Origin of the sequence: Skermanella mucosa, assembly GCF_016765655.2 — a bacterium.
GTDB classification, from domain to species: Bacteria; Pseudomonadota; Alphaproteobacteria; order Azospirillales; family Azospirillaceae; genus Skermanella; species Skermanella mucosa.
This window is the reverse complement of the sequence record NZ_CP086108.1, coordinates 212,860-230,213: the sequence shown is the minus strand read 5'-3', so window position 1 is coordinate 230,213 and position 17,354 is coordinate 212,860. Positions and strand designations below refer to the sequence as shown.

The following is a 17,354-nucleotide window of genomic DNA, read 5'->3' as shown; positions in this document are numbered from 1 at the left end:
TTTGACTATGCTTGAAGATCTGCTGGAGAGGACGGCGCCGGAACGATCCGCGCCATCGGTCGAGGACTGGTTCCGGTGGGCCCGGACCAGCGACAGCGTCGTGGTGGACCGGACCCGCTCGCCGTTCACGATCCACCGCCTGTCCGACCTGGTCGCCCAGGCGGACCTGGACGCCGAGAAGTGGCTGGCCCTCGGCGTTTCCGAAGGGACGCCGGTCATGCTGTCCTGCGGCACCAACCTGGTCTTCCTCCGCCACCTGCTGGCCCTGCTGCGGATCGGCGCGGTGCCGGTGCCGACCTCCAACCTGCTGCCCACCGCCAGCTACAACGCGGTGCGCGAGCTGGTGAAGCCCGGCGCGGTCGTGGCGCCGGCGGCGCGGACGCGGCACTTCTCCGAGATGGAGCAGGCCGAGCATCCGTTCGGCGACGACACGGCGCTGCTGTTCGACCGCCGTTATCTCGGTCCCCGGCCGGAGCTGGCGGGCTGCCTGATCATCCTGTCCTCCGGCTCGACCGGCGTGCCGAAGGCGGTGGTCCACCGCGCCGAGAGCGCCTTCCTGAACGCGCGGCTCCATGCGGAGTCGATCGAGTTCGAGCCGGGCGGGCGCATGCTGCTGGCGCTGCCGGCCTATTTCTCCTACGGCCTGGTCGCCGGGGTGATCGCGACGATGCAGTCGCACAAGGACATCATCCTGTCCGAGCAGCCGTTCTCGGCGGCCAACTGGTTCAAGGTCTGCGACGAGGAGCAGGTCAGCCTGTTCGCGACCACGCCGTTCCAGCTCCGCAAGCTGCTGGCGGTCGGGAAGCGCTTCCCGGAGTCCCTCAGGAAGCTGACCATCGGCGGCGACCGGGTGATGCCGGCCGACCTGGAGGCGCTGCGCCGGGTCTACGACGGCAAGATCTACCTGACCTACGGCCTGTCCGAAGCCGGCCCCCGGGTTTTCACCAACCTGCTGGGCGACGACCGCACCCTGTGGAACACGGCCGGCCGGCCGATGGAAGGGATCGAGGTCACGCTGCACGAACCCGAGCACCGCGACGGGCTGGAGATCGGCGAGCTGCTGGTGAAGACGCCGACCGCCATGCTGGGCTATCTCGGCGAGTCCGGCTTCGTGCGCGACGACTTCATCCGACCCGCCGGCGACGGCGCGGAGTGGCTGCGCACCCACGACGTCTTCATCCGCGACCCGGCCACCGGCACCTACCGGTACCTGGAGCGGCGGAAGAAGGTGATCGTGTCAGGCGGCGAGAAGCTGTCGGCGGGATATATCCGCGAGATCCTGCTGCAGCATCCCCTGATCGCCCAGGCGGTCGTGAGCCCGAAGCCGGACCGCGACCTGGGAGAGGTTCCGGTCGCCGACATACAGGTGGAGATCGGCGCCCTTGAGCCGACCCCTGCCGAATTGACGCAATGGTGCCGGCAACGCCTGCGCCTGATAGAAATTCCCCGCGATTTCCGCTTTACCGACGTCCTCAAGGTCGTCAACAAATAGGAACTGCTGCCATGCCGGCACCGATACTCCACCCCTGCGAGGAAAGTTTCGCCATCGCGGCGCGTTGCGTCGCCGAGGGCGGCGTCGTCATAGCGCCCAGCGACACCAACCTCGCGCTGACGCTCGATCCCTGGAACGACGACGCGATCCGCCGGGCGTTCGAGATCAAGCGCCGGCCGCCGACCCAGGCGCTGACCCTGTTCGTCCGCGAGCCCGGCGATTGGCGCAACTATGCCGACGTCGCCGACGCGGGGCCGGTGGACCGGGTGGTCGGGCGGTTCTGGCCCGGTCCGCTCAACATCGTGGTGCCGCGCAACGCCGCCGTGCCCGACACCATCGTGCGCGGCGGCCCGACGGTCGCGATCGGCTGCATCGCCAACCCGGTGCTGCGGGGCCTGCTGTCCTACCTGAAGCGGCCGGTCGCCATGACCTCGGCCAACCTGTCGGGGCAGGCGGACGGCGTGCTGGTCGACCTGGAACTGGCGCTCGCCCAGGTCGGCGACGCGGTGGACTATATCCTGGCGGGCGGAGCGGACGGCACGACGAAGTCGAGCACCATCGTCGACCTGTCCGGCCCGCCGCGCATCCTGCGCCAGGGCGACATCTCGGCCGAGGACCTGAGCGCGGTCCTGCCCGGCCTGCAAGCCGCCTGACCGGAAAGCCAGCCATGACGTCGGAGTCCCCCAAAGCCTCGCGCATCCTGCGCTTCGCCGCGATCCTGGCCGCCGTCGGCATGGCCGGAAGCGTCGCCTTCTACTGGTGGGTGCTGCGGCCGCCGCGCAGCATCCAGGCCTTCGTCAATACCGGCGTCACGGTCGTGCGGGCACCGATCGCCGGCCGCCTCGACCTGGACCCCGAGGTGCGCGTCGGCCGGTCGGTCGAGGCGTCGGACACGCTCGGGATGATCGAGAGCCACGTGGAGAACCCGCTGGTCTCCCAGCTCCTGGTCCAGGAGCGCCAGACCGAGGCGCTGGTCGCGACGCTGGAGCAGCAGCTCGCCGGGACGAAGCTCCGCATCGAGGCGCGGCAGCAGCTGGTCGCCCGCTTCGCCCGGGAGAACGAGGAGCAGAAGCGCCTCCAGGAGCGCTACTACCGCTCGCAGATCAACACGGTCCGCGAGGAGCTCCGCCGGGCCGTGGTCGGCGCCGAGGTCGCCGCGTCGGAGGTGCGCCGGACCGAGAAGCTGTACGAGCGCGGGGTGTCCAGCGGGGTGGCGCTGGAGCGGGTGGTCGGCACCGGCCGCGAGGCCAACGCCAACGTCAGCGCGCAGAAGGCGCGGCTGGCCCAGTTCGAGGCGGGGCTGGAGGCGTCGGCCGCCGGTCTCCAGCTCGACGGGCCGCGGACCCTGAGCGAGCCGGAAAGCCGGCTCCGCGACCTGCACACCGAACTGGTCGACCTGGAGCAGGCGGGAGCGGACACGGAGCGCCGGCTGGACGGCGCCCGCCGGGAGCTGGCCGTGGTGCGCGAGCAGCTCGCCAGCCAGCAGCGCACCCCGGTGCGATCCCAGAAACCCGGCGTCATCTGGTCGGTCGAGGCCCATTCCGGCGAGAACGTCGCCGCCAACGGCGGGATCGCCCAGCTGGTCGATTGCCGCGACGTCTGGGTCGAGGCCTTCTTCGACGAGGCCGACACCGCCCGGATGGGGATCGGCGAGCCGGTCACGGTGAAGCTGCTCTACGGCGACAGGACGTGGCAAGGCACCATCGAGACCCTGCGCGCCGGGGCCGGGCGGGTCACCGTCGGCCAGTACGTGGTCGATCCGCCGCCGGAGATCGCGCGGCGCCAGCTTCCCGTGCGGGTCATGACGGCGCGGGTCAGGGTGGACTGGGGAACCGACTTGGCGCCCGAGAAATTCTGCTTCGCCGGGAGCAGCGTCGAGGTCGTGCTGCGGTGAGCGGGGCCGGAACCATGCGGCGGGACATCCTCCTGTTCATCTCGTACCGGGTGGTCTCCCGGCTCTATTTCCAGCTTCCCGTGCTGTTCCTGCACCTGCACATGGTCCAGATGGGCCTGTACAACACGATCGCATTGCTGGTCGTCTACGGCCTGGTCACCACGGTCACGGCGACGCTCGGCAGCGCCCTGCTGCGCCACATGAGGCAGAAGGCCGTCGTGGCGCTGGGCGAGCTGATGAAGGGCGCCGGGCTGTTCCTGGTGATCGTCGGGACCAGCGTCGGCGGCACCGACTTCTGGATCGTGATGGCCGCCCAGGTGATCGGCGGAACCGGCTTCAGCCTCGCGATCTCGACCGATTCCAGCCTGCTGCGGACCGTCACCGCGACCGGCGGGAACGACCTGTTCATGCGGGTCCAGAGCCGCTCGCAGAGCCTGATGTTCATCGCCACCCTGGTGGCGGGCTGCATCGGCAGCATCCTCTACGATTACGAGGCGCACTGGCCGTTCTACGCGGCGCTCGCCACCAACCTGCTGTCGGCGGCGCTGATCTTCGCGATCCGGGAGGACAGGGCGGCACCGGCCGCCGCCGGCACGCCGCCCGTCCGGGTGAAGCTCCGGCCGGACCCGGACCAGTCGTTCTGGATGGATTTCTACTCGCTGTCCCGGGCCTTCACCATGGCTCCCTTCGTAGGCTTCCTGCCGTTCTTCTTCATCATGCTGGGAGTCGATCCGTTCCTGTTCGGCTCGGTCCTTGGGCTGTTCACGATGGCGGGGTTCATCGCGGCCCTGTACTGCAACGCCTTCCTGAAGCGCTTCGGGCTGAACGCGCTGATGGGCGTCACGATCGGCTGCATGCTCGGATCCATGTGGCTGTTCGGCTTCAGTGCCTGGTTCGCCGAGCGGGGGGTGGATTATTTCCTGGTCGGCCTGGTCGCCATCGGCCTGCTCGGCCTCGGTTCCGGCGGCGTGCGCCCGGTGACCATGGGCAACATCCGGATGGGGGCGCTCGGCCCCCAGGAACGCATCCTGCTGCTCTCCGCGATGGAGCGGAATTTCGGCGTCTGCAACGCGGTCCTGCTGGCGGCGGGCGGCTTCCTGCTGGTTGAATACGGCTTCGGGACCCTGATGATCGCGCTCAGCGCCGGTTACGTGGTGTTGATCGCGGGCCTGCTCATGAAAAATAGTTGGATAGCTAACAAAGAAATTGTGCGGGAAAGTGATTGAACCGGCGCCGACGGACTCTGGTAAATAGGTATACTCCCGCCGATAGCATCATTTGGCCGGAAGAGCGGATTCTGGCCGAAATTCATTTCCGAGCACGGCGTTACGGTGTCGTGGAACAAACTTTCTTGACATCAGCAATGAAACGACCTGATCTGTGAGAGGTTATTATTTGACGAGGCAGGCTCGACCTGCTTAGTCCAATGGATGGCTCGGGGCGGAAGGGGACCACGCAATGGAACTGAAAAGACACGCGATTCCTGCTTCCGTCGATCCGGATGCCTTGGGATGGGCAGATCGACGTTCCTGGTCCACCCGCCTCGACCGGATCCGTCCGGGATAAGGTGTCAAACCGGCGCAAGGGTTGGCGCTCAGCTTTTCTCACTTCCTTTTGGTCTAGATGAAACTTCCTCACCGCCTGCTTGCGGTCGTAGCACTGGCGCTGCTTCCGATCTCGGCGCTACAGATCTTCAACGCGCTGCAGCGCGAGAAGCAGCAGACAGAGCAGACCTACGCCGAGGCCCGGCGCCTGCTTCAACTGATCGAGGACGAGCAGCGGGCAACGGTGTCCGGGATCCATCGGCTCCTCGCGACGCTGCGGCAGACTCCCGCAGTCGCGCAAGGCGATGCCGGCACGTGCCAGCCCCTCATGGACCGGCTTCGGGCCGAGTATCCGTCCTATCTCGACATCTACGTGACGGACCGCCAGGGAACCGTCACCTGCGCCTCCGACCGGAAGGTGCTAGGTGTCGATCTCTCCCAACGGGTCCATGTCCGGACGGCGCTGGCGGGCGGGGGCTTCTTCGTCGGCAACCATATCGTGGCGCGCAAGATCGAGCGGAGCGCCCTGCCGTTCTCCCTGCCGTACCGGGCGTTCGACACCGGCGAGGTCTCGGGCGCGGTGATCGCGCTGCTCGATGCGGCTTGGCTGGAGTCGCACCTGGCGGGCAAACCGTTGCCGCCGACCGCGATCCTCACCGTGGCCGACCGGGAGGGCACCATCATCGCCCAGGCTCCCCATCGGTCGGAGGCCGTCGGCAGCAAACTTTCCCGGGAATCACTGGCCTTGCTGAACCGAAGCGGCCCCGGGGTGGAACGGGTGAAGGGGGCGGACGGCCTCGTCAGGCTGGTCGCCTTCTCTCCCGTCGATGATACGCTCGAAGGGGTGTTCATGTCGGTCGGAGTCGACGAGGAAGCGGCTCTCGGCGACATCCGGCGAGGCCGGGACGGCGCATTGGCCCTGCTGGCCGTGGTCGCCGCATGCACCGCCGCCGCCGTCTTCTGGATCGGGCGCCGGTATATCGAGGATCCTGCGGCCCTGCTGGCCGGAGCCGCCGATCGTTGGCGGTCCGGCGATCTCTCGGCGCGGGCCTCCGTCCCGGCGACCGCGGTGGAATTCGCCGAACTCGCCGACGACTTCAACGCCATGGCCGACTCCCTCGATGCCCGCGGCAGGGAGCTCCGGGCAAGCGAGGGGCAGCACCGCGCCGTGTTCGAGACTGCGGTGGACGCCATGGTGGTGATCGACGAGCAGGGAACCATCCACGGCTCCAACCCGGCCGCGGCCACGATCTTCGGCTATTCGGAAGCGGAGATGCTGGGCCGCAACGTCTCCATGCTGATGGCGGACGATCACCGTGCCGGGCATGACGGTTACCTGAAAAACTACCTGCGGACCGGCAGCCGGCGCATCATCGGCATCGGCCGCGAAGTCATGGGGCGGCGCAGCGACGGCACCCTGTTCCCGCTGGAACTGTCGATAGCCGAATGGCGCGGCCTCGACGGCGGGCGCTATTTCACCGGGATCATGCGGAACATCTCGTCGCGCCGGGCCGCCGAACGCGAGGTCGAGGAGGAACGCAGCCGGCTGCGCCGCGTCATCGAGAACGCGCCTTTTCCCGCCATCGTCCATGCCGACACCGGCGAGGTGCTGCATGTGAGCCGGGCCTGGCTGGACATCACCGGCTATTCCCGCGAGGATCTCCCCACGATGGAGGCATGGGCGGAGCGGGCCTACGGCGGGACCCGGAACGGAACGCTGACCGAGATCGACCGCCTTTATTCGCTCGACCGGCCCGTCGACGAGGGCGAGTACATGATCCGCACGGCCGAGGGAAAGAAGCGCATCTGGGCGTTCCGGTCGGCGCCGGTGGGCGGCGAGGCGTCGGGCCGGCGGCTGGTCGTCAGCATGGCGGCCGACATCACCGAGAGGCGCGACAGCGAGGAGCGTCTTAAGCTGCTGATGCGCGAGGTCGATCACCGTGCGAAGAACGCCCTGATGGTCGTCCAGTCGATCGTCCAGCTCTCCCGGTCCGAGGACCCGGTCCGCTTCACCGAGGCCGTCGAGGGCCGGATCCAGGCGATGTCCCGGGCGCATTCCCTGCTCGCCGCCGCCCGCTGGTCCGGCGCCGACCTGCGCCATCTGCTGATGGAGGAACTGACCGCCTACGGCGGAGGCGACAGGCTCCTGCTGGAAGGCCCGCCCGTCTCGATCAGGCCGGAGGCGACCCAGGCGGTGTCCCTGGCCCTGCACGAGCTGACGACAAACGCCGTCAAGCATGGCGCCCTGTCGGACGGCGCGGGCCGGGTGCGCGTCTCCTGGACCCTCCCCAGGCCCGAGGAGATCCTGTGCATCCTGTGGGAGGAGAGCGGCGGCGGGGCCGATCGGCGGCGAACCCGTCCGCGAGGGTTTCGGTTCCGTGCTGCTGCGCCAGGTGGTGGAGTCGCAGCTGGGCGGAGTCCTGGAAACGGACTGGCTCCCGGAGGGCCTGTCTTCCCGGATCTGCCTGCCCGGCGATACTTGGCAGGCGGTCGGGGTGAAGGAAGTCTCGCAGCCGGTCAGCGCGGCGCCGGTCTCCAGGCCGGCCGACCATGCCGGCCGCCGGGTGCTGGTGGTCGAGGACGAAGCCCTCACCGCGATGGCGATCCAGCTGCTTCTGGAGGAAGCCGGCTACGCGGTGCTGGGTCCCGTCGGACGGGTCGAGGACGCGCTCGACCTGCTGCGGTCGGGACCGCCGGACGCCGCCGTGCTGGATGTCAACCTGTTCGGCGCCACGGTCGATCCGGTGGCGGCCACCCTGGAGGACATGGGCGTGCCCTTCCTGTTCTGCACCGGCTACCACAGCGGCGGCACCGCCGGCGAGCGCCATCCCAAGGCTCCGGTGCTGGGCAAGCCGGTCAATGCCAACAACCTGCTGGCGGCGGTCGGCGACCTGATCTCGGGGGGCGCGCGGGCCGGCTCGACCGGGGGGTAACGCGGGAGACTTCCAGATCAGGTTGATGCTGGAGAAGAAAAACAGAAAATTTTAATTTTTTACATAATAACGTTGATTGACAATGCGTATTTTTGGTCCGGACTTGAGGTCAGGTGTATGGCTGAGGATTATGAGTCATCTGCGCTCAGGCATTTTCGAGACGCGGAGGTGCTCGCAGGGAAGGAGTGCTATGATAATGCTGGATACCTCATCGGCTTTGCGGCGGAATGCGCAGTGAAATCTGCGCTTTTATCCTTCAACCTTGCCGACAAGCCACATCATAAGCACTTTCCGGAAATCCGCGATATTGCGCTAAAGATGTTCGCAAGCAGACGGGACTCCGCTATGCACGTGACGCTACGCTCAGCGTTTCTGGAGGGTTGGCAAATTCACCAGCGTTACGAAGTGACGAACTCCATCGACAACGGAAAGTACCAGTCATGGAAACGTGACGCTCAACGCATACTTCATGCTGCACGGTTGAGGAGTGAATGATGCGTCCTGTCTGGTACGATGACGCCGTCCCCCGGTTTGCGCGTCTCATTGCCGATCATGTCGGTAAGCAAGCCCTGCTGGAGAACGTCATTCTTCGGGATGCGTCCGGGGTCCTGACGTTCGTCGTCCTGGACCAGGAAATCCCCCAGGGCGTGCTGGGTTCGATCGCCGAGGCTGCCAAGGCACTGGCACCATACGTCGATCGGATCCCGGTGGCGACACCGGAGCAGCTTTTCGATGAGGGTCTCCGGCATCCTGGGATCGGGCTGATCGAATGGGCCGAGGATCGGGATTTCGCCGGATTCGTCCGAATTCTGGAACGGAGGATCGTCGGCAGCGACTGGCTTCGCGAGCCGGCGCGGCCGATCGCCGATGTTCCGCCTGTCATTGTGTTCGCCAGCCACAAGGGAGGGGTCGGCCGTTCCACGGCCCTCTGCGTCGCCGCCGCGCAAATGGCGGAAGAAGGCCGGAACATATTGGTCCTGGACCTTGACCTGGAAGCGCCGGGCCTCGGATCGATGCTCCTGCCGGACGACAGGTTGCCGAGATTCGGCGCGCTCGACTTCTATGTCGAGAACGGCCTGCGTGAGATCAATGACTTGTTCCTGGAGGAGATGACCGCTTCAAGCCCACTGACCACGGGGCGCGGCCTGATCCATGTGATACCGGCGATCGGACGTACCAGCGATGAGAGACCTCAGAACGTCATCGGCAAGCTGTCCCGTGCCTATCTGGAGGACCCGTGCCCGGACCAGCCGCCCAGATCCTTCCTCGACCAGACCAGGGAACTCATCCAGGCCGTCAGCAGGCGTGCCAGGTACGATGCGATCTTCGTCGATGCACGGGCCGGTCTCAACGAGTCGACTGCGGCGGCAGTCCTGGGCCTGGGAGCGCATACGCTTCTCTTCGGCATCCATACTCCGCAGACTTTCAGGGGCTACAGGTATCTGCTCGGCTTCCTGGGGCGGTACCGGGGACTGGTCGGGACTGTCGACGTGGGGGAATGGCGCCACCGTCTGCGCTTCGTGCATGCAAAGGCACCTGCCAATCCCCTCGCGTGGGAACGGTTCCAGGACGATGCCTATGATCTTCTGTCAGAGACGCTATACGATCTTGTCGATGAATCGGCTTCGGGGCAAGCGCCCCTCTTCAATTTCGAGCGTCATTCCGACGATGGGCCTCATAAGGCATGGCACGTACTCAACGATATGAATTATTTCGAATTCGATCCTTTGGTGCGCCCGGAGCAACTGAAGCAGGAAGTGTTCGAGCGTACATTCATTGACCTGATCCAGGGCATCGAACAGTTGATCAAGCAGGGCGCCGTGCAATGAACTTCGAAGACGTCATGGTTCTGCGAACGGCCTTGCGGCAGATGAGGCAGGACCCTCTGGCCTGGAAGGCTTCTGACGAGCCGGCGTTCAAGGAGATATTCGCACCCGTCGATCATGATGGCGCACTGGATCCGGATCGTGCGCTTGTCGTGGGGAACCGGGGGGTGGGAAAAAGCTTCTGGTCGAGTGTTCTTGCCCATCAAGGGTCACGCCGGAACGTCAGCGCGCTTTATCCCAGGCTGAACCTGGAAAGGGCCACCATAGTCCTAGGGTTCCACGAAGGCTCGGCGGATGGAGCTGCGGAGGGGCCCGCGCCCTCGACGGCCATGCTGGCACGCCTGGGGCAGGCCGGGTTCGGCGACCAGGACATCTGGGCCGGAGTCCTCGTCGAAGCGCTGCGCCAAACCGGTAATTTTCCTCACGACGACACCTCCAGGGGTCTGGATGGGGCGGTGCGCTGGGCCGCGTCATTTCCGGAGGATCTGGAGGCCGGATTGCGCAGGGCCGACCTCGCTCTCCATCAAAAATCAGGACGCTTCGTCCTTTTGTTCGATGCGATCGATCGCCTTGGCGAGAACTGGGAGGAAATCCGGAGCCGTACCGAAGCGATCCTTCGCCTCGCGTTGAGGCTTCGGTCGTTCCGTGCGCTCCGTGTCAAGATTTTCATGCGGTCCGACCAATTCGCCGACCTCCGTACCTTTTCCTTTCCTGATGCGTCGAAGCTTCGCATGGAGTCGGTGCCGCTCAATTGGCATCGCCGCGACCTGTACGGCCTTCTGTTCCATCGTCTTTGGACATCCGCCGACGCCGGCGAAGCCTTTCGAAGACTGGTGGGCGATCCCGGCGACTTCCGCGCCGACCCGGCGAAACCTGAGCTTCCCCTTCGCGAAATCGCGGCCGAACCGATGGAAACGACGTTGCCTTATCCTTTGAGGGCTGACGAGCGGGTGCAGCAGCGCGTCTTCGCCGCCATGGCGGGGGAGTTCATGGGAACCGGCCCGAACAAGGGAAAGTCCTATTCCTGGCTGCACGATCATCTGGCCGACGCGGCCGGCGAAACATCGCTCCAGAGTTTCCTGCTCGCCGTCATCCATGCGGCGCAGGAAGCACAGGACCAGAGCCTGGTGATGACATACAGGGACATAAAGGCCGGCGTGCAGAAAGCCTCGCAAACGAGGCTCGGACAGTTGCAGGAGGATCACTGGTGGGTGCAGCGGGCGATCGCAGGGCTCGAAGGCCTGATCGTTCCATCGCCACCCGAGGAGATTTTCGATCTCTGGAGGAAGAGCAGGACCGTTCAGACGATCATGAGGGACGCCGCCGGTGGAAAGCGCTTGCCGCCGATCCTGCTGGCCGACGATCCCTCCGATCCTGAAGCTTGTCTCCTCCGTGAGTTGATCAACTTGAAGGTCGTCGAGCGCAGGACGAACGGAAGGATCAACATGCCGGACATTTTCCGGGTGGCGGCGAAGATCAAGCGCAAGGGCGAGATTCGGCCGCCTGCTCCACCCGGTCGTGTCTGAGGTGTCGAAGCCTTATGCCCTCGGGACCGCCCCGCCTCACCCCAGCGGCGCCGCGCCCGCCGGAATCGCGCGCGGCTTCGGCACCAGCTCCTCGTAGACCCTGTCGACGTTCCGCACCATGTGCTCCAGCCGGAAACGGTCCAGGCCCTCGACCGCGGCGCGCCGGAGGGAAGCGGCGGTGTCCGGATCGGTCAGTACCCGCAGCAGGGCGTCGCCCAACGCCGTCGCGTCCATCGGCGGCACCAGCAGCCCGGCCTTGCCGTGGTCGAGCAGTTCCGGCACGCCGCCCACCCGGGTCCCGATGATCGGGGCGCCCAGTTCGCGCGCCTCGATCAGGACCAGCGGGAAGCTGTCCAGCCGGGACGCCAGGACGAACACGGCGGCCTTCCGCATGTAGGCCTGGAAGTCGCTGCGGAAGCCGGTGAAGTGGATGCGCGGCCCGCTCCCCAGCGTGGCGGCGTGGCGCTTGAACTCAGGCAGGTCCGGTCCGTCGCCGACCAGATACAGGTTGGCGCCGGGGACCTTGTCCGCGATCGCCTCGAAGGCGGTCAGCAGCTCCGTGATGCCCTTGCGCTGGAACATGCCGGCGACGGTCACGATCGCGGGCTGGGCCAGTTCGACCGGGTCGCCTTCCGTGCCGGGCGCGCCGTAGGCGGAATAGCGCGGGCTGCCGATCACCGCGTTCTCCACGAAGCGCATCCGCGCCGCCGGAAGGCCGAGCCGGATGAACTCGTTGCCGACGTCCCGGCTGACCGCGATCGTCCGGTCGGCGATCCGCATCACCCGCGAGCTGCGCTGGTGCAGGCTGTGCAGGTGGCCGACGACGGAGTAGGAATGGAAGGGCTTCGACAGGGTCGCCAGCACGGTCCCCGTCATGTTGTGGCAATGCACGATGTCGGGCTTCCGGGCGGCGACGATGCTGTTGAAGCGATACAGCGACTTCGGGACGTTCCCGACCGTTCGCCTCTGGTCCAGCAGCTGATGATCGATGCCGCGGCCGCGCAGCAGGGTCTCGTACTCGCCGCCGCCGGAAACGACCGTGACCTCGTGGCCCGCCATGGCCTGGCCGCAGGCCAGGTCGAGGGCGGCGTTGATGATGCCGTTGCCAAGGTTGCGGACATCGTTGAGAACGTGGATTATCCGGTACATCGGTTCAGTCCTGATCTGTCGCTCAATAGGCGTTGCGGTCCCCGAAGACGCAGCCGGCCGTCTTCAGGAGGATCTTGATGTCGAGGGCCAGCGACCAGCGGTCCATGTAGCGGAGGTCGTGGTCGATGCGGCCCCGGGCATGGTCGAGGGTATCCACCTCGCCGCGGAAGCCGCTGACCTGGGCCAGCCCGGTGATGCCGGGCTTGACCCGGTGCCGGCGCGCGTAGTGGGGCACCGCCTCGTGGTAGAGCTGGTCGCCCACCCTCATGGCGGTCGCATGGGGCCTCGGGCCGACCAGCGACATGGTCCCCATGAAGACGTTGAACAGCTGCGGGATCTCGTCCAGGCTGGACTTGCGAAGGAAGCGGCCGATCCTGGTCACGCGCGGATCGCCCTTGGTCGTCCGCTGGGCTCCGGTCACGTCCTGCTTGTGGACATACATCGAGCGGAACTTGAGGACGATGATCTCCTCGTTCTGGAAACCGAAGCGCCGCTGCCGGAAGAAGACGCCGCCCGGGCTCTCCAGGGCTATGGCGGCCGCGATCAGCCCGAACAGGGGCGCCAGCGCCAGGATCAGGGCGCCGGAGCCGAGGATGTCGAGCGCCCGCTTGGCCAGCTCGTCCCAGTTCCGGACCGGCTTGTCGCGCACCTGCACGGCCAGCCAGCCGCCGAACCGGCTGAGCGCCGCGTCCGCCCCGGCCGGCAGGTCGGCGCGGCCGAGCAGCCGGATGTCCGCCGCCAGGCCGTCCAGCAGTCCCAGCACCCGTTCGGCGCCGGCGCCCGGCGAGTTATCGATCAGGACGGTGCGCACACGGTGCCGCACGCACCAGGAGCGCAGGTTGCCGATGCCGCCGATGAAGGGGGTTTCGCTTTCCCGGTCGATCTCCGACGCGGGGTCGAAGGTGCCGACGACCTGGAACCCGCCCGGCATGCGGGAGCCCAGATGGGCGTTCATCTCGCGCACGAAGCCGGCGGAGCCGACGAGCACCGTCCGCCGCCGCAGCAGGGGACGGAAGCTGGCCTTTCCGGCGAACCAGAGGAGCAGGCACCGCCATCCGACGAACAGCCAGACCGCCAGGGCGAACCAGGACGCGAGCACCGGCACGGTCAGGTGGTCGGGCCGCGCGATCGACCACACGATGGCGAAGGTCAGCCCGATGCCGATGGCCAGCGCCGCGGCGGTACGGGCGACCTGGCGAACCAGGCTTCCCAGCCGGTGGGGGGCATGCGACCGGAGCATGCGGGCGCACAGCATGAAGACCAGCAGGTTGATCGCCAGCGTCGCCATCTCCGCGGAGACGGGAGCCGCGCTTCCCTGAAGGAGGTGGCCCAGCGCGAAGACGGAAGCTCCGGCGATGACGGTCGCCAGATAGTCGCAGACGGCGATCACCTCCGTGGTGAAGGACGTGTGATCCTCTCCGGGGGAGGAAGGCTGCACGGCGCTGAAATGGTCGGCATCAGCCTTGCCGTGTGGATAGAGGAGAGACATGCATGCTCCGCATACGCTAAAGGCGGTTGCTGGCAGATTTAACGCAAGGAATAGGAAAAAAAACGAGTGCGAAGGGAGCGCCGGATAATAGTGATTTCTTGACCGCCGGGTTAATACCGCCGAAGTCCCGATGGAACACTGTGTTGGTGCTCGGAGTGAGGATATCTTTCGAAACTCATCCGAAAAAGACCCGTTGAGCTTGGCAACTTTCCTGACCGGCACGTTTGTTGTCGAGAAGGCGTGAACACTACCGGGATGGCATCCCGGAGGAAGGTGTACCCCTCGCGGCCTCGCCGGTGACCGGAGGAAATGGCCCTGATTTTCTAAAATTTAATATGCACTGATACAAAGGCTCCGTGGCGGCACGGGGCGATTGTGCCTACTCTCGTGGAATATGTGTGACATAGCCGCTTCGCGGCGCGCCGGCAGGCGCATGGCAACTTGGGACACGAGACATGGGCAGCGCAGCGATCACAATGCTTGCAATCAATTACGTGGCTGGGATCGCTTGGTTCGGCTTGGCGCAATGGATGGCGATCGAGCTGGACGGCGAGCGCCGTGTCCGCATTTCCATGCGGCTGATCCTGGCGCTCGTCTGGCCGCTGACGATCCTGATCGCCGCCGCGGCCGTCCTGGCCCGCCAGGCGTCGGAGCATCACGAGCCGGCCGAATCGCGCTCCGCGGCTCCGTCCGAGGCCGCTCCGGAAACCCTTGTCCACATCTTCACCCCCCGCGACGCCGCCCGCTAGAGCGGTACCCGATCAGGTCGATCCGCCCGGGTCGGGCGGGCGTATGCGTTGGGCCGCGGCCCAACGCATCGCGACGAGTGGAACGGCAAGCCGCATGGACCGGAGCGGCTCAAGTCCGGCCCTTACTTGTCGAGCCGCAGGTTGCTGAGCTGCGAGCCGATCTGCTGGAAGATCCCGCGCAGCTCGGCCGAGGTCGGCGAGTTGAAATAATAGGTCGGCTGCGAGGCGCAGGACCGGTACAGGTCCTTGGTGGTCTCGCTGGTGACCATTAGGGTGATCGTGTAGATCGTGATCCTCTTCGCCTTCATCGCCGTGCACAGGTCGGTCATCCGGCTGTTGATGCGGGACGTCGCCTGGCTTGCCGCGGTGGTGCCGAGCCGCCCGTCCGACAGCCGGCCATAGGCGGTGTAGTCGCCGGTCGGCGGCTTCGAATAATCGTGCCACTCGTTGCTGCCGTCGGTCAGCAGCACGACCGCCTTGTCGACGTCGGGCGTATCGTAGTCCAGCGGCAGGCCGGCGGGCGTCGGCCCGCCCCACAGCCCCCGCCACAGCGGCGACAGGGTGAACCAGCCGGCCTGGAGGCCGAGATTGGCCATGGTCCCGCCGCGATTGACTCCCCGGAGCGCATCGATCCGGCCGAGGATCTCCGCCTTGGCGTTGGACAGCGGAAGCACCGGCGGGCCGCAGCCGACGTTGGGGCCGGTGCGGTTGTTGTCGTCGGTATAGGGCAGCGGATCGTTGATCGGCGGCCAGTCGTTGTCACCGCCGCCGGCAAACTGGCCCAGCGTCGAGCGGTAGAGGAAGGCGGTGAAGGGTGCCGACCCGGGCGGCAGTTCGTCGGCGTCATGGTTCGGCCGCGCCTCGACGCAGCCGCGCCAGGTGCCGGGCTGGTAGTCCGCGGCCGTCGGCGAGGCGGCGCCCAGCCAGCCCTGGCGGTCGGCGCCCAGGTTCACGGTCGCGGTATAGGGCACCAGCGAGATCCACAGCGTCCGGGACGACTCGTTGCTGCCGAACAGGATCTCGACCAGGTCCTTCGCCGAATCCCGGAGCTGGCCGATCTTGTTGCCGCTCCACATGGAGCCGGTGACGTCCAGCACCAGGGCCAGCTCCATGCCCCGTACGGTGCGCCGGACCTGGTTGCCGACCGACACCGGGACATGGTCGATCCCCAGGATCCGGATGAAGGTGGTCGGCAGGGTGGCGCTTGCCCTCACCACCATGGTCTCGTTGTCGGCGGCCACCGTGATCGTCGGGGCGCCGACCGTGGCGCCCAGGAAGTCCGGCGGGATGTTCGCGTAGTAGTACATGCGGACGTCCGCCTCGACGTTGGCGGTCGTCAGCACGCGCCCTCCCGCCAGCGCCGCGGCGTCGATCGCGGTGCTCATCCTGTTGTGCAGCATGTAGGCGCGGCCGAGATCGACCGCCAGCCCGACGGCCCCGATCGCCGGGACCGCCATGAGCGCCGTCATGACGGCGATGTTGCCGCGCCGGCTTCGCCGGATACGCCGGCCCAGCCGGGAGCGCAGGGTGCGCAGGAATGCAGCCATTTCGCGTTTCTCCAAGGGGTCAGCGCTCCAGCTCGGTCAGGGTGCCGAAGCGCGGGCGGTAGACGGCCATCCGGCGCAGATCCACCGCCTCGTCGGAGCCGGTCAGCCAGCCGACGCTGAACACGTAGGGGTGCAGGGTGTAATGGACCTCGACGAAGAGGGCGCTCTCGCCGTAGCGGAGCGCGAAGCCGGCGGGCAGGGTCGCGGCGCCGCCGGCGGCGCCGATCCCGTCGGCGGCGGCGCGGCCGGACCGGCGCTGCCACATCACCACGGGTCCGCCGCCCTGGTCGGCGACGCAGGTGATGATCACGGAGCCGTTGCCGGCGAGGTCGAGCGGCCGGGCGATCTGCTCCGCCGCCAGGAACAGCACGCCGACCTCGTTGCCCTGGACGACGGTCATGCCGTCGCGCAGGCGGTCGAACTGGGCGCCCACGTCGGCGGTGCCCGAAGCCACCCGCTCCAGCCTCAGCGCGGCAAGGACATAGCTGGTCATGTCGACCATGCCGACCAGCAGCAGGATCAGCACGGGGGCGACCGCGGCGAACTCCAGCGCAGCCACGCCGCGCCGGTTCCCCAGGGCGCCTCGGACGGTCTTGGCTGCTCCGGTCATGGCGCGCCTCAGCTCCGGAAGGGTTCGTTGCGCACGACCACCCGCGCGGAATAGGCCAGCGGCGCGTGGGCGGCCAGCCCGGCGACCATCCCGGTCAGCGGCAGGCTCGTGTAGCTCAGCGTGTAGATCACCACCTGCCCGCCGACGCCGGCGCCCGAAGCGCCCTGGTCGGCGTCCCAGCGCCCGTTGCCGTTGACGTCGGTGAACGACTCCCCGGCATCGCAGAAGCCGTTGCCGTCGACGTCCATGCAGGGTTCCGGAACGCCGATGCCGGCGAACCCGTTGTAGGCCGTCATCTCGATCGTCAGGCGCGCCGGGTCGATCAGGCCCAGTCCGGTCTCGACCACCAGGTTGCGCAGCATCTCTTCCCGCGTCAGGCCGGCCGGCGGGGGGGAGCCGGTCACGCCGGTGCGCGACGCCTTGCGGGCCGCCAGTTCCAGCAGGTTCTGCACGGTCAGGGCATAGCCGAACTCGACCGTGGCGACGACCAGCAGCACCAGGAGAGGCGCCACCAGGGCGAACTCCAGGGCCGTGGTCCCCCGCCGCGCCAAACCACGCAGGGTCGGCGATCGTCCAGGCTTGCTCCGGTTCATGG

Annotated in this window: 14 protein-coding genes and 1 pseudogene; 10 read left to right on the top strand and 5 right to left on the bottom strand. The window is 67.0% G+C overall.

Features of this window, described 5'->3' with window-relative positions:
- Positions 1–7: 7 nt before the first annotated feature.
- The 9 genes and pseudogenes from JL100_RS33995 (at position 8) to JL100_RS33960 (ending at position 11,215) form a co-directional block, all read left to right on the top strand.
- On the top strand, positions 8–1,492 hold the full coding sequence (locus JL100_RS33995) for a class I adenylate-forming enzyme family protein (RefSeq protein ID WP_202683053.1): 1,485 nt from the start codon (positions 8–10) through the stop codon (positions 1,490–1,492).
- Between the two features lie 11 nt (positions 1,493–1,503).
- Positions 1,504–2,145, top strand: coding sequence for an L-threonylcarbamoyladenylate synthase (locus JL100_RS33990; RefSeq protein ID WP_202683052.1), 642 nt, complete (start codon positions 1,504–1,506; stop codon positions 2,143–2,145).
- Between the two features lie 14 nt (positions 2,146–2,159).
- On the top strand, positions 2,160–3,386 hold the full coding sequence (locus tag JL100_RS33985) for an HlyD family secretion protein (protein ID WP_202683051.1): 1,227 nt from the start codon (positions 2,160–2,162) through the stop codon (positions 3,384–3,386).
- Between the two features lie 14 nt (positions 3,387–3,400).
- On the top strand, positions 3,401–4,612 hold the full coding sequence (locus tag JL100_RS33980; protein WP_202683050.1) for an MFS transporter: 1,212 nt from the start codon (positions 3,401–3,403) through the stop codon (positions 4,610–4,612).
- A 397-nt stretch (positions 4,613–5,009) separates the two neighbouring features.
- Positions 5,010–7,079 (top strand): annotated as a pseudogene (locus tag JL100_RS33975) (PAS domain S-box protein); the annotation flags it as partial.
- Between the two features lie 88 nt (positions 7,080–7,167).
- Positions 7,168–7,863, top strand: a complete 696-nt coding sequence (locus JL100_RS36975; RefSeq protein ID WP_407697063.1) for a response regulator — start codon at positions 7,168–7,170, stop codon at positions 7,861–7,863.
- 117 nt (positions 7,864–7,980) lie between these two features.
- Positions 7,981–8,358 carry a HEPN domain-containing protein gene (locus JL100_RS33970; RefSeq protein ID WP_202683048.1) on the top strand — a complete coding sequence of 126 codons (378 nt, stop codon included), beginning with the start codon at positions 7,981–7,983 and terminating at the stop codon, positions 8,356–8,358.
- Complete coding sequence (locus JL100_RS33965; RefSeq protein ID WP_202683047.1) at positions 8,355–9,692, top strand: ParA family protein; 1,338 nt, start codon at positions 8,355–8,357, stop codon at positions 9,690–9,692. The genes JL100_RS33970 and JL100_RS33965 overlap by 4 nt, the downstream gene beginning before the upstream one ends.
- A complete protein-coding gene (locus JL100_RS33960; protein WP_202683046.1) occupies positions 9,689–11,215 on the top strand; it encodes a hypothetical protein in 1,527 nt (508 codons plus the stop codon). The genes JL100_RS33965 and JL100_RS33960 overlap by 4 nt, the downstream gene beginning before the upstream one ends.
- 36 nt (positions 11,216–11,251) lie before the next feature.
- Here JL100_RS33960 and JL100_RS33955 read toward each other — a convergent pair whose 3' ends face one another.
- Together JL100_RS33955 and JL100_RS33950 are read right to left on the bottom strand one after the other, a co-directional pair.
- On the bottom strand, positions 11,252–12,364 hold the full coding sequence (locus JL100_RS33955) for a glycosyltransferase family 4 protein (RefSeq protein WP_202683045.1): 1,113 nt from the start codon (positions 12,362–12,364) through the stop codon (positions 11,252–11,254).
- A gap of 22 nt (positions 12,365–12,386) precedes the next feature.
- Positions 12,387–13,853, bottom strand: a complete 1,467-nt coding sequence (locus tag JL100_RS33950; protein WP_202683044.1) for an exopolysaccharide biosynthesis polyprenyl glycosylphosphotransferase — start codon at positions 13,851–13,853, stop codon at positions 12,387–12,389.
- Positions 13,854–14,308: 455 nt separating this feature from the next.
- Between JL100_RS33950 and JL100_RS33945 the strand changes: the two genes are divergently transcribed.
- Positions 14,309–14,602 (top strand): hypothetical protein, encoded by a 294-nt coding sequence (locus JL100_RS33945; RefSeq protein WP_202683043.1) that lies wholly within the window; start codon positions 14,309–14,311, stop codon positions 14,600–14,602.
- A 122-nt stretch (positions 14,603–14,724) separates the two neighbouring features.
- Here the strand turns inward: JL100_RS33945 and JL100_RS33940 are convergent, their stop codons facing one another.
- Genes JL100_RS33940 through JL100_RS33930 form a run of 3 tightly spaced genes read right to left on the bottom strand, consistent with a single transcriptional unit; the run spans position 14,725 to position 17,352 of the window.
- Positions 14,725–16,149: a TadE/TadG family type IV pilus assembly protein gene (locus JL100_RS33940; protein WP_202683042.1), complete on the bottom strand. Its 1,425-nt coding sequence runs from the start codon at positions 16,147–16,149 to the stop codon at positions 14,725–14,727.
- Between the two features lie 19 nt (positions 16,150–16,168).
- Positions 16,169–16,759 carry a TadE/TadG family type IV pilus assembly protein gene (locus JL100_RS33935; RefSeq protein ID WP_202683041.1) on the bottom strand — a complete coding sequence of 197 codons (591 nt, stop codon included), beginning with the start codon at positions 16,757–16,759 and terminating at the stop codon, positions 16,169–16,171.
- Positions 16,760–16,767: 8 nt separating this feature from the next.
- Positions 16,768–17,352, bottom strand: a complete 585-nt coding sequence (locus tag JL100_RS33930) for a TadE/TadG family type IV pilus assembly protein (protein WP_202683040.1) — start codon at positions 17,350–17,352, stop codon at positions 16,768–16,770.
- Positions 17,353–17,354: the final 2 nt, after the last annotated feature.

What these genes read in the sequence shown, in the direction of transcription:
- JL100_RS33930 (WP_202683040.1), bottom strand. Translation starts at nt 17,352, where the DNA reads ATGAACCGGAGCAAGCCTGGACGATCGCCGACCCTGCGTGGTTTGGCG.
- JL100_RS33970 (WP_202683048.1), top strand. Translation starts at nt 7,981, where the DNA reads ATGGCTGAGGATTATGAGTCATCTGCGCTCAGGCATTTTCGAGACGCG.
- JL100_RS33945 (WP_202683043.1), top strand. Translation starts at nt 14,309, where the DNA reads ATGGGCAGCGCAGCGATCACAATGCTTGCAATCAATTACGTGGCTGGG.
- JL100_RS36975 (WP_407697063.1), top strand. Translation starts at nt 7,168, where the DNA reads ATGGCGCCCTGTCGGACGGCGCGGGCCGGGTGCGCGTCTCCTGGACCC.
- JL100_RS33990 (WP_202683052.1), top strand. Translation starts at nt 1,504, where the DNA reads ATGCCGGCACCGATACTCCACCCCTGCGAGGAAAGTTTCGCCATCGCG.
- JL100_RS33980 (WP_202683050.1), top strand. Translation starts at nt 3,401, where the DNA reads ATGCGGCGGGACATCCTCCTGTTCATCTCGTACCGGGTGGTCTCCCGG.
- JL100_RS33935 (WP_202683041.1), bottom strand. Translation starts at nt 16,759, where the DNA reads ATGACCGGAGCAGCCAAGACCGTCCGAGGCGCCCTGGGGAACCGGCGC.
- JL100_RS33965 (WP_202683047.1), top strand. Translation starts at nt 8,355, where the DNA reads ATGATGCGTCCTGTCTGGTACGATGACGCCGTCCCCCGGTTTGCGCGT.
- JL100_RS33985 (WP_202683051.1), top strand. Translation starts at nt 2,160, where the DNA reads ATGACGTCGGAGTCCCCCAAAGCCTCGCGCATCCTGCGCTTCGCCGCG.
- JL100_RS33950 (WP_202683044.1), bottom strand. Translation starts at nt 13,853, where the DNA reads ATGTCTCTCCTCTATCCACACGGCAAGGCTGATGCCGACCATTTCAGC.
- JL100_RS33960 (WP_202683046.1), top strand. Translation starts at nt 9,689, where the DNA reads ATGAACTTCGAAGACGTCATGGTTCTGCGAACGGCCTTGCGGCAGATG.
- JL100_RS33940 (WP_202683042.1), bottom strand. Translation starts at nt 16,149, where the DNA reads ATGGCTGCATTCCTGCGCACCCTGCGCTCCCGGCTGGGCCGGCGTATC.
- JL100_RS33955 (WP_202683045.1), bottom strand. Translation starts at nt 12,364, where the DNA reads ATGTACCGGATAATCCACGTTCTCAACGATGTCCGCAACCTTGGCAAC.
- JL100_RS33995 (WP_202683053.1), top strand. Translation starts at nt 8, where the DNA reads ATGCTTGAAGATCTGCTGGAGAGGACGGCGCCGGAACGATCCGCGCCA.